This is a genomic window from Bacillus sp. BS3(2021), assembly GCF_021043345.1.
In the GTDB taxonomy this organism is placed as follows: domain Bacteria; phylum Bacillota; class Bacilli; order Bacillales; family Bacillaceae; genus Bacillus; species Bacillus paralicheniformis.
Genome location: NZ_JAJNDM010000002.1, coordinates 1 through 12,825, shown reverse-complemented (window position 1 = coordinate 12,825; position 12,825 = coordinate 1). Strand labels below are relative to the sequence as shown.

Annotated in this window: 4 protein-coding genes, 1 tRNA gene and 1 pseudogene; 5 read left to right on the top strand and 1 reads right to left on the bottom strand. The window is 44.0% G+C overall.

Annotated features, from left to right (window positions below):
- Positions 1 to 69: 69 nt before the first annotated feature.
- A pseudogene (locus tag LQ247_RS05380) lies at positions 70 to 1,335 on the bottom strand (ATP-binding protein); the annotation flags it as partial.
- Between the two features lie 802 nt (positions 1,336 to 2,137).
- Here LQ247_RS05380 and LQ247_RS05375 point away from each other — a divergent pair.
- The 5 genes from LQ247_RS05375 to LQ247_RS05355 all read left to right on the top strand — a co-directional run bounded on the left by LQ247_RS05375 (position 2,138) and on the right by LQ247_RS05355 (position 12,825).
- A complete protein-coding gene (locus LQ247_RS05375) occupies positions 2,138 to 3,220 on the top strand; it encodes a response regulator (protein WP_231005680.1) in 1,083 nt (360 codons plus the stop codon).
- A 286-nt stretch (positions 3,221 to 3,506) separates the two neighbouring features.
- Entirely contained in the window at positions 3,507 to 9,419 is a 5,913-nt protein-coding gene (locus LQ247_RS05370) for a SpaA isopeptide-forming pilin-related protein (RefSeq protein ID WP_231005678.1), read from the top strand.
- Between the two features lie 98 nt (positions 9,420 to 9,517).
- Positions 9,518 to 10,150, top strand: a complete 633-nt coding sequence (locus LQ247_RS05365; protein WP_020450319.1) for a class A sortase — start codon at positions 9,518 to 9,520, stop codon at positions 10,148 to 10,150.
- Positions 10,151 to 10,719: 569 nt separating this feature from the next.
- Positions 10,720 to 12,141 carry a sugar porter family MFS transporter gene (locus LQ247_RS05360; protein ID WP_023857810.1) on the top strand — a complete coding sequence of 474 codons (1,422 nt, stop codon included), beginning with the start codon at positions 10,720 to 10,722 and terminating at the stop codon, positions 12,139 to 12,141.
- A gap of 607 nt (positions 12,142 to 12,748) precedes the next feature.
- Positions 12,749 to 12,825: transfer RNA gene (locus LQ247_RS05355), tRNA-Arg, on the top strand.

Below are 12,825 nucleotides of genomic sequence, written 5' to 3'. Positions count from 1 at the left end.
GTCATCCTTTGCGACAGGCAGTGTGAAATGAAATGCCGATCCTTTCCCTTCTTCCGATTCTACCCAGATCTCCCCATTTTGAAGCTGAACGAGCTGCCTGACGATGCTTAAACCGAGCCCGGCTCCGTCATCTTTATGGTTTTTTGCTTGTTGAAAAGATTCGAATATCGATTGACGGACGGCCTTTGGTATGCCGACTCCTGTATCTGCTACAGTGATTTTGACCTTCTCTTGGTTGATCCTCTCGGCAGAGAGCGTAATTTGTCCCTCCGGCGTATACTTGATTGCGTTATCTACCAGGTTGGTCATGATTTGCCGGAAGCGGTTTTCGTCAGCTAAGACGAGCGGCAGTCCGGATGGAACCCGGTTTACAATCCGGACCTGTTTATTTTTTGACAATAGCCGATAGAAGCCCATTTCCGTACTGATCGCTGAATGGGTATCGACAGGAACGGCTTGAATCTGCAGCATGCCCTGCTTCATTTTTTCCAAATCGAGAATGTCATTCACCAGGCTGGAGAGCCTGTATCCCATGCGGATGACCAGCTGCAGATTTTCTTTTTCTTCCTCTACCGTCCTTTTGCTTTTCCTTGCCAAAAGGGTCTGGCATATATTAATCATGCTGTTCAGCGGCGTTTTAAATTCATGCGATGTTTTGGCGATAAATTCGTCTTTTAATCGATTCATTCTGAGCAATTTCAAGGATAGGACCTCATTCTCGCGGAATGCGCCTGCGAATTGCTGCGCCATCATCAGAACAGCCGCCAGCAAAGCGGCGATTGACGGCACGGCATAGAGCGAATTGAACGAAAAGCCTCTTTTGCCGCTGTAAGCAGAAACGGTCGTTAAAATGACGAATGCGCTCATTGAGATCGCTGCAATCGTAAGATAAAGACTGCCTTTCATTTTCCGAAGGGCAGCAATCGCAAACACATACGTAATATAAATCAAAGTCGTGACGGCAAGAACGGAATGCAATACATATGCGAGACGGTCTGTAAAACCCCATGATATAAAATCAATCAACAAAACCAGTGCAGAAAATGCAGTCGCGCCGATTATCCATTTTTTCGAAACGATTTCTCTGTAAGCGAAATAGAGATAGAGAAAAACCGCTATACTGACAAGCACCATTGTGGTTGCCCTCATTACGCTTAAAGCCGAGAATGAAACAGACGGAAAGAAAAGAAAGATCATTCGTTCTCGTCCGATTAAAAGCACAATGACCGAAAAAAGAAGACACATCGTGGAAAAAAAGAATAAGTGCTTATCCTTTTTTCGATGCAGGAAAAAGCCGAGAAAGTATAAACCGGTAATGAAGAATGCCGTGATCATGCTGGTTTCATTAAAGAAAGAAATTTTGCTTTGGTGTAAAATGTGCTGCTGCGTTCCGAAGGTAATCGGTTTTTCTATTCCCCATGAAGGTGTTTTTTTGAAGTTCGAAAATTGTACAATCAGCTCGTTGTCCCCGCGGTGAATGTCGAAAAAACTCGTATAAGGCCTGTTTTGAGCCCTGAAATTCGCTTTGCTTGAAGGAGTTCCGCTCTGCCCGATCAATTTGCCGTTGAAATAAATTCGGTTTGCGCTGTTAATAAAAGAGGTGCTGATTCCGAACATCTCATTGTCCTGCTTTGACCGGATCATCAGTCTGTATGTACCGTAATCCACGTTTTCCCCTGAATCGGTAAGTTTGACATTGTTAGGCACAGCGGAATAAATGGGGGCTTTTCCAATGCCTGAATGGATCGCCTTTGGCGAGAGAAGCTGGTTTCGATAGAGTGTCCATTCCCCGGTGAGCGCGATGTTCCCATCTTTCTGAAAATCCCATGTTTCCAGATTGATGATTCCTTGCTTTGCTTCAGGGTAATTCTGATCGGACAGTTGATTGTTAATGAATAAGAAAATAAAAAAGAAGCCGGCATAGCCGAGAATAATCGAAAGGAAAACAAATAGCTTTTTCAATATCAGCACTCCTCATTCAGCCTGCTGCAGTCTTGTCGAATCCATATGAATATTGTACTCTTCAATGTTAATAAACGACAAGAATAAGAAAATGAATCCAACTAAGTAGGGCCATTGACATGATATAATCATTATAATAATTTCCAGATGACTCGATGAAATTGGGGTGGGTGTCGTGAAAGCGTTAATTGTGGATGATGAGGAATTGGCATTGCTTCATTTTAAAAATATGCTTGAACGAACAAATTGTTTTCGATCCATTGAAATGTTTCAAGATCCGGCTGATGTTATGGAGTATCCGGATATTCAGGATATAGACACGGTGTTTCTTGACATTGAAATGCCGGGGATCAACGGGATGGAGCTCGCTGAAGCGATTCAATCGATGAATGAAAACATTCAGGTTGTTTTTATCACGGCCTATAACGATTTTGCCATAAAAGCATTTGAATTAAATGCGATGGATTATTTGCTTAAACCCGTCGATTACGTCCGGCTCGTGAAGACGGTTGAACGGATCAGAGAAAACAGCTTGCTGAAGGCTTCCGCGGAAAACGGCGGAGGAGACTATTTCATTCAATGTTTTGGGAGTTTGCAATTTTACAAAACGGAGAAGGATGTCAAAACATATATACCCGTAAAGTGGAGAACGTCCAAAGCACGCGAAATTTACGCGTATTTGCTTCATCATCACGGCCATGTGATCAGCAAAGACGTGTTGATCGACCTGTTCTGGCCTGACCATGATGTCTCTAAAGCGAGCACCCAGCTGTATACGGCGATTTATCAAATCAGAAAATTAATCGAAAGGCTTCCTTTCAGCCAATCCATTGAGAAGACTGACACCGGATATGTCCTCCGGATTTCCGGTGTGAAAGTGGATGCTGACGAATGGGAAAAGTCGCTGAAAGAGGCTCCTCCAATTCATATGGCGACGATCAACCGGCACATGGAATTGCTGCTTGCATACGAAAACCATTACTTTATGGAACACGGTTATTTGTGGGCCGAACCCGAAAAGACACGGCTTGCCCGGATATGGCTTGGAAAAGCTTATGAACTGGTCGATTTCCTTATTCGTGAAAAAGACTACCGCCGGGCGCTTGATATATGTCTGCAGGTCGAGAAATTCGAACCGTACGATCATAAAATCATCCAATACAAGATGCAGCTGTTTAATAAAACCGGGAATGTAGAAGAAGCGATCAAGGAGTATGAGCGCTACAAACTCATCAAGGACAAAATGAATGAAATGTAAACACGAGGACCGGATCAGCCGGTCTTTTTTTTATGCCATTTTCAGCTTACATGCCGATGTTCAGAAATTGTATAGTTCCATCTCATACAATGTAGTTTGGTTCGGATGATCTCAGCTGACATAAAGCAAAATTCATAGCCGCGATATCTTGATTACCGCCGCTAAACATACAGCAGCGAATTTAAAAGCCTGTCATTCTTCAAATAGAAAAGTATTTTCAGGGATTCATTTTCCAGGCTCAATCGATCCGTACACAAAAACATGATAAAAGGGGAGGAATCACAATTTGAGATCGAAAAAATATTCGTTCAGCCTCAGCAAAAAAAGAGGGCTGAAACCATTTTTGATCACTTGCCTGGCATTGTATTTGATCTTCAGTCAAGTTGTCGGCTTTACGCTGACGGCAGTGGCTGCCGGCACATCAACAGGGAGCAGCGTGTTTTTTGATTCAGTGACAATCAAAAACAGCGAAGATCAAACGGTTGACGGGTCAAAGGGAGACGACCCGGCATTAAAACCGGGTGACAAAGTGACACTCACATACGAGTGGGCGTTAAAAAACGATGAAGAAGCCGGCACCGAAAAAAGCTTCACTGTAGAGGTGCCTAAAAGCTTCGAATTCGCTCAGGATGCCAAGGGAGATGTGAAATCGGCAGATCAGCAGATCATCGGCAGCTATGAAGTGAAAGCGGACAGCAACATTTTGACCGTAACCTTGAACAGCACTGCAGAGGCAAAAGGGTCCATCACTCTGGAAGCAAAGTTTGCCGCTGCTGTGAAAAGCGGTACAAAAACGGTCACCGCTCTCTTTCAACTTGGAGCAGGCAAGACGCAGCAAGTGATCATACCTGTGAATACAGGCTCCGGTTCTGAAACGGCGAAAAACGATTCTCCGTCATCTGAGGATGATCAGGCAGCAGCTGACGATCAATCAAAATCTTCAGGGGAGCAGGACGAAGAGGAAACGAAGACAAAAGCTGCTGACACTGAGAGCAGCGATTCAAAACCGCCAGCATCTTCAAGACTAGCGGCAGCCGGGAGCCTTGCGTCCGGAGGTAATCAAATCACCCAAAATATTTTAACCGGCGTGACGCTGACAGATGAACACGGAAAGCCTTATGACAAAAGCAACCGGGCCGACACGAATTCTCCGGCAAAAATTTCAATCACTTGGGACATCCCGGATGAGCTAGGAAAGACGATAAATGACGGCGATCGCTACGAATTTGATCTGCCTGAAGCTTTCATTATGTACAACGATATTACGAATCAGCCATTAAGCTCAGGCGGTATCACGTACGGCTATTTTTCAATTGATACAAAAGGCCATGTTGTGATGACGTTTAATGGTGAAGTGAAAACAGATTCGAAGGTCAAAGGCACGTTGTTTGTCAATACGCAGTTCAACGCGCAAAAAATAAAAGGATCGACGACTCAAAAGATTCCCTTCCCGGTGAAATCAGACACTCCGGAGGTAACGGTTTATTTTAAACCAAACGTAAGCAAAACCATCGATAAATCAGGAATTTTTGATAAAGGCATCAATCCGGGGCAAGTCACATGGACAGTCGACCTCAACAAAAAATTGGATCAAGTCAAAAATGCCAAGTTGACCGAGAACTTTCCGGAGGGGCTGATCTATCGTTCTGTCAAAGTTTATCAACTCGATGTCAACATAGATGGTTCAGTCAGCCAGGGAGATGAAGTTCTTTCAGGCTACACTGTAGACGCAAATGGGAATGTCACATTTGACGGTGAGATAGATTCGGCTTATCGCCTGATCTATGTGACGGACATCGATGACTCCGCAAAGCCGGACGAAGGCGGAAATGCTGCATTTACGAACAAGGCGACATTCGGCGGAGACAATCTGGAACCTGCTTCTGCAGAGGCCTCTGTCACAGCCAAATACGGGAAAATGATCGAAAAATCGTCGACAGGTTATAAAAGCGATTCACAGACTTTCAGCTGGACGATTTTATATAACTATGGTGAGAAGAAGATTGACGAATCCAAGGCGAGCATAACAGACTCGTTTGGTTCCGCTGATTTGCAGCTTGTTTCAGATTCCTTGAAGGTGATTCCGATTACCTTCAATCAGAACGGAAGTGAACAGGCGGGAACGCCTCTAACGGAAGGCAAAGACTATACGCTCTCCGATAATGGAAGCGGGTTTGAAATCAAATTTAACCAAAATGTTACCGGAGCTTACAAAATCACATATCAAACCGAGGTCAACAGCGGAGTGATCATCGATAAATCGACAACGTATACGAACACAGCAGTGACCGGAACAGGGGAATCAAAGAAAGCTTCCGGTACAGCCATTCAACAGAATTTGATAAAAGGCTATTCAAACATTGATTACAAGAATAAAACGGTCGATTGGACGATCGCAATCAACAAAAACAACTACACGATGAACAATTGGAAGTTGGATGATAATTTCGAAAGCGGCGGGCTCGCGCTCCTCGACGGATCATTCCGTCTTCAGGATGTGACGAATAACAAAACGCTTCAAGAAGGCAAAGACTATACATTGACAATAAAACCGGATCATGAAGGTTTTCTTCTGGAACTCATCGGAGATTATGCAACAACAAACAGCCAATTTAAGATCACTTATACGACGAATATGAATGCCGACTTTTCAAACGAAAATGTCAAAAACACGGCTGAATCAACCTGGACAGATCACAGCAGCACTGAACGCAAAAATAAGGAAACGAGCAGTTTTACACCGAATCGCCAGACATCCCACAACGGTTTCAAAAACGGCTCATATAACGCGGTTTCAAAAGAAATCACGTGGAAAATCGGGATCAACTATAATGGTGAGCCGTCAAAGAATCCTTATATTAAAGATGCTTTAGCAGATGACCAGCAATTTGTTAAAGGTTCAGTGGTCGTCAAGAGCTATGCAGTCAATAAAGACGGTTCCATCACAGAAGGAGACATCCTGCCCGCTTCACAATATGATGTGGAGGAGCCGTCGGCTGACAATAAACAAACGCTGACTGTCCATTTGAAAACGGACGATTCCGTCCCGTATCTTATTGTATTTAAAACTTCGCTTAAAGGGCAGGTCATTAAGCGTGACCCTTACACCAACAAGGCGACGTATTATAATGCCGGATACTCAGAGCGTGAGTTGACGGCATCCGTTTCGGTCGCCGACGGAGGAAGCCTCGTTTTCAAAGGAGGCAAACAAAACGGAGGTTATGTCGATTGGAGTATTAATGTCAATGCGAGCCAGTCGGTATTGGAGGATGTAAAAGTCACCGATACTCCGGATACCAACCAAATTTTAGCTGAAGATTCTTTTAAAGTTTATCAAGCTAAATACGATGAAAAAGGTGCAGTCAAAGACAGCGGAGGAAATCTTGTCCCGGATGATGTTCAGCTTCAAAAAGGCGAAGACTATACACTGGACATCAAGACCGACAATGCAACCGGTGAACAATCATTTGTCCTGAAATTTACAGGTGATTACAAAAAAATCGACCGCGCCTATGTGATTCAATACCAATCATTAATCAATATTGCCGGCACGAGCGGTCATGTTCACAACAAAGTGTCGATTTCGGGAACGAATGTTCAGGAACAAACCCAGGAAAACAACAGCTCGGTCTTTGTTGCCGTTTCAAGCGGCGGCGGTTCAGGCTCAGGTGAAAGAGGCAGCTTGACAATCCTTAAAACGGGGGAAGGCGGCACACCGCTTTCTGGAGCAGATTTTCAATTGCGGACAAAAGATAATGAGCGGCTTCTGCGGACAGGAACGACTGACGACGACGGCAAGCTGACATTCGGTAATATCCGCTACGGGACTTACATTTTAAAAGAAATCAAGCCGCCTGACGGATATACGATCAGCGACGCTTATGCAGACGGGGTCTCCGTTGAGATTAACAGCAGCTCTTCCAGTGCCGGAGCGCTTTACAAAGTCGTGAATGAAAAGAATAAGGTGACGCTTATCAAACAAGACGAACAAAAGAATCCTTTGGAAGGAGCCGTGTTCAAGCTGGAGAAAAAATCCGGCGATGGCACCTTTACAACAATACGTACGAGTATTAAGAGCAATGAAAACGGAAAAGTAGAAATCAACGGTTTACCGCCCGGCAATTATCGTTTGCTGGAAACGAAAGCTCCAGAAGGATATCTCTTAAATACAAAAGAAATCAGCTTCTCCGTCAAAACGAATGATAAGAATCAAGTACCTGACGTTGATTTAGGAACATTGATCAACTATAAAGGCAGAGCACATTTAACGAAAGAAGATGCAGAAGGCCGTCAATTAGAGGGGGCTGAATTCAAGCTCATTGATCATGAAGGCAACACCGTTCATGAAAAGCTCACCTCAGATCAAGACGGGAAAATCGCGGTATCTGGTCTTGCGCCTGGCCGCTATGCCTTTGTTGAAACCAAAGCGCCCGAGGGCTATGTGATAAACAGCAAGGCAATCGAGTTTACCATATCTGAATCGGCAAAAGAAAAACCGGAATCCGTGGACGCAGGCAAAGCCGTCAACTATAAAGGTTCGGTTTATTTGACAAAAGAGGATGCGGAAGGCCGTACGCTGAAGGGCGCTGAATTTAAGATCGTTGATCATGAAGGCAACACCGTTCATGAAAAGCTCACTTCCGATGAAGACGGAAAAATCGCAGTTTCAGGCCTGGCGCCTGGGCGCTATGCTTTCGTGGAAACGAAGGCTCCCGAGGGCTTTATGTTAAACAACGATCAAATAGAATTCACCATCCCGGGCTCAGCTGAAGGGAAACCGGAGCCGGTTGATGCAGGCGCCGCTGTTAATTATAAAGGCTCGGTTCATTTAACAAAAGAAGATGCGGAAGGCCACAAGCTTGAAGGAGCCGTTTTTAAGATCGCAGATCAAAACGGGAATACCGTACAGGAGGAACTGGTCTCAGATCGAAATGGAACTGTTACGGCTTCAGGCCTGGCGCCTGGGCGCTATGCTTTCGTAGAAACGAAAGCGCCTGATGGATTTGTATTGAACAGCGGGAAAATAGAGTTTGTCATCCCGGATGCCGCTGAAGGAAAACCTGCCCATGTAGATGCGGGTAAAGCCATCAACTACAAAGGTTCGGTTTATTTGCAGAAAGAAGATGAAGACGGCAATGGATTAGAAGGAGCCGTGTTTAAAATCATTGACAGCGAAGGCAAAACGGTCAAAGACGATTTGATCTCTAAAGAAGGCGGCAAAATCGAGGCTGGCGATTTGGCGCCGGGAAGCTATCAATTTGTTGAAAAACATGCGCCTGACGGTTACCTGCTGTCAACAGATCCGATCCCATTTTCCATTACCGGGAAACACGAAGGTGAGCCGAAACAGGTTAAACTGACGGCTCTCAACAAGAAAAACAGCGTTGTGCTCACAAAAGTCGGCCAGGATGACAAGAGCGCCGGACTTCAGGGAGCGCAGTTCGATTTGACAGATGAAACCGGCAAGGTGCTGAAAACCGGTTTGGCAACAGACGCAGACGGCCGGATCACAGTGTACGGTCTTAAGCCCGGTAACTACCAATTTGTCGAAACAAAAGCGCCTAAGCATTATCAATTGGATAAGACGCCAATATCGTTCACAGTCAAAAATACTGATACAAAGCCAATTGAAATGACTGCAGAGAATCAATTGACACCGGGCGATGCGAAACTGACGAAAGTGGACCGCAACGATAAAAAAGCTGTGTTGAAAGGAGCAGAATTCAAGCTGCTCGATGCCGATGGAAAGCCTGTTAAAGCCGCAGGCAACGGGAAAAAGCTGCCGGCAGTCTGGACTACAGATCAAAACGGTCAATTTATTGCGGAAGGTTTGGCACCTGGGCGCTATCAATTTGTCGAAACGAAGGCGCCTGACGGTTATAAGTTGGATGAAACGCCGATTCCTTTTGAAATTAAAAAAGGACAGTCAAAACCGGTCGAGATCACAGCATCCAATGAAAAGCTGAAAACGCCGGCTGTTGACAAAGGCACATCGAACCCGAATTCGGGAGACCCTAAAACAGATAACAAAGGCACACCGGACCGAAATTCGAACGGAGATCCTAAAGGTCATTTGAAAGATACGCTTCCGAAAACCGGTGATAGAGACAGCATCATTCCGATCATGATCGGCATCCTGCTGATTCTGTCTGGAGGAGTCTTCGCTTTCTACACAAGAAAGAAACAAAGAAAGGCGTAAACGAATCATTTATGCACCTGATCATGAAACCGGTCAGGTGCTTTTTTGAAAAACGGCATTCGTTCAATTGACATAAAGGTTAGAAAGGACTGTGGGACATGTATAAAAAAATGATCGTTGCCGTACTTGTCATATCAGGTATACTATTCGTCTTGTCTCCTTTTATTAAAGAAAGCATCATCATCAATCTCAGCAAGAATAAAAGTTTTGAATTGACTGCTGAACAGGCGGAACAAAACAATACGCAAAAGGCGTCATTTGATTTTGAAGCGATTCAGCCGCCTTCTTTTATGGAAGCAGTAAAAGCCGGCCTCGATCGTGAATCGAAAGCGGTCATCGGCCGGATCACCATAAGCAGCGTCAATATCAAGCTGCCGATATTGAAAGGCACAACCAATCAAAATCTTCTCTACGGAGCGACAACAATGCGTCCCGATCAGAAAATGGGCGAGGGCAACTACCCGTTGGCCGGACATCATATGAAGCGGGAGAACCTCTTATTCGGCCCTCTTATCCACATTAAAAAAGGGGACACCGTTAAAATCACAGACTTTAAAAAAGACTATATATACACTGTGACATCCAAACAATTCATTTCTGAAACGGACACAGATGTGATTCAAGAGACGAAAGAAAAAGAAATTACGCTGATGACATGTGACAAAGCCGTGAGAACCGAAGGGCGCCTTGCGGTTAAAGGAAAGCTGATTCATGTTGCTGTTCACAGATAATTGAAATGTCCGCTGCAGGCAGGAAAAAATACTGAGGGAAAGCCCCTTGGTATTTTTTTATTGGGACTAAAATTCTACACATCACAAAAAAGTGACAAAAAGATCACTATGAAATGACAATAGTGAAAAAATGCTGATAAATAATAAAAAAAGAAATGGAATTATGTGAGTTGGATGAAATTCCTATCATAACGCCCTTAATTAGGCTTTTTAAAATGAAAAAAAGATAAATTTTCTGAAATTTATGTTGACTGAAAGCGCTTTTAAAATTATGATAATATCAGACATAACAAAGATATACCAAAAACATAACTATAATCTAACAATGTATTTAAACGGCATATAAATGAAAGCGATTCCAAAATATTCCGTGGTAGGCAATTGGTTGTGCGGAAGCTCCGGCTTCCATCAAAATAAAATTTTCAATTTTCTGTTAAGGGGGTGGTTGGCGAAACTTTCGAAAGTTGGGAATGAGTCTTTTGGGAAAAGAAATGAGCTCCTTTTAAGGATGTTTTCGAAAACCTTTGGAAATAAATCAATTTTTAAAAACAAAGGCGGGGGAAATCAATATGAATGAACAGGGAAATCAGAAATCATTTTTGCGTACTGTTATTTTAGTCTCGACGTTCGGCGGACTTCTATTCGGATATGACACCGGAGTGATCAACGGAGCTTTGCCTTATATGTCTGAAGGAGATCAGCTGAACCTGACTGCCTTTACAGAAGGGTTGGTCGCAAGTTCGCTTCTCCTGGGAGCGGCATTGGGGGCGGTATTCGGCGGAAGGCTCTCCGATTATATCGGGCGCCGCAAAAACATCATTTTTCTAGCTGTGCTTTTCTTTTTCTCGACGCTCGGATGTACGCTTGCGCCTGATGTGACGATTATGGTCATCTCTCGGTTCCTGCTTGGAGTTGCTGTAGGGGGAGCATCTGTTACGGTACCGACTTATTTGGCTGAAATGTCTCCTTCAGAGAAAAGGGGACGAATGGTTACCCAAAATGAATTAATGATTGTCTCCGGACAGCTCTTGGCATTTACTTTCAATGCCATCCTCGGAACCACAATGGGGGATAGTTCCCATGTTTGGCGTTACATGCTGGCCATTGCCGCAGTCCCGGCTGTGTTCTTGTTCTTTGGTATGCTGAGAATGCCCGAAAGTCCGCGCTGGCTTGTCTCTAAAGGGAAAAATGAAGCGGCGCTGGGCGTTCTGAAAAGAATCCGCGAGGAAAAAAGGGCGCATTCGGAAGTTGCTGAAATCGAAGCTGCGGTCATGAAAGAATCTGAAATGAAAAAAGCGAATTATAAGGATCTGGCTGTTCCATGGGTGCGCCGAATCGTATTTCTCGGAATCGGGATCGCTGTCGTTCAGCAGATTACCGGCGTAAACTCTATCATGTATTACGGTACAGAAATACTCAAAAATGCCGGATTTGAAACAAAAGCTGCACTTATCGGAAATATTGCAAACGGTGTCATTTCAGTTTTGGCGACATTCGTGGGGATTTGGCTTTTAGGGAAGGTCGGGCGCAGACCGATGCTGTTGACCGGTTTAATAGGGACGACCTCAGCTTTGCTGCTGATCGGCATCTTCTCAAACGCCCTTCAAGGTTCAGCTGCTCTTCCGTATGTCGTACTTACGCTGACAGTAACCTTTCTTGCATTCCAGCAAGGTGCTATTTCTCCTGTAACATGGCTCATGCTTTCTGAAATATTCCCGCTTCGCGTTCGCGGTCTAGGGATGGGCGTCACCGTGTTTTGTTTGTGGATCGTCAATTTCTTTGTCGGATTTTCATTCCCGATATTGCTTGATGCGATTGGACTGTCATCGACATTCTACATTTTTGTCGGACTTGGACTTCTTTCCATTGCATTCGTGAAAAAATTCCTTCCTGAAACAAAAGGTCTCACACTTGAACAGCTTGAGCATAATTTCCGCAACTACAAATCGGAAAAAGCACCAAGCGACGCGAGCGCTAAAATCAGCGGATGACAATTTTGTTGAGGGACATACAGGTCGAGTCCCATCGGTGGAGAATATAGATGAAGGATTTGAAGTTTGCAGGCGGAAATCTTCCTATAACAAGATTTCTGCCTGTATTTTTGTATACGGTGCGGAAAAGCAGGCTATTGGAGGCGCCTTTAGGATATCTTAAAAGCCGTTCGTAAAATAAAAGCTTCATTAAATGATCGTGCAAGAGTGATGTCGAAGTTAACGATTTACAGCTTCGGTTCCGTATATAACTTGATGAAGCAGGGAACATTCAATAAAACATCACATAAGATGAAAAGGGCAGGTAAAACGTCATCTATTATGAATGGCTGTAAGCATAATTTTTTTAGAAGTATAAAAAAACGAAAAAAGTGTTGACGGATGAATTGAAGGCATGATATATTATTATTCGTCGCTAAGACAACGAAGTTACAACTTCGAAATGCCGTTATAATATTCATCATTTAAAGGGTGTACAAAAACCTTAAAATGTGTATAATGGATAAAGTCGAAACAAAAAAGCTTCATCCTTTCGGTAGAAAAACTTCAAAAAAACTTCTTGACTTTAACTGATATTCATAGTATTATAGTTAAGTCGCCTGATGAAGCGCCCGTAGCTCAATTGGATAGAGCGTTTGACTACGGATCAAAAGGTTAGGGGTTCGACTCCTCTCGGGCGCGCCA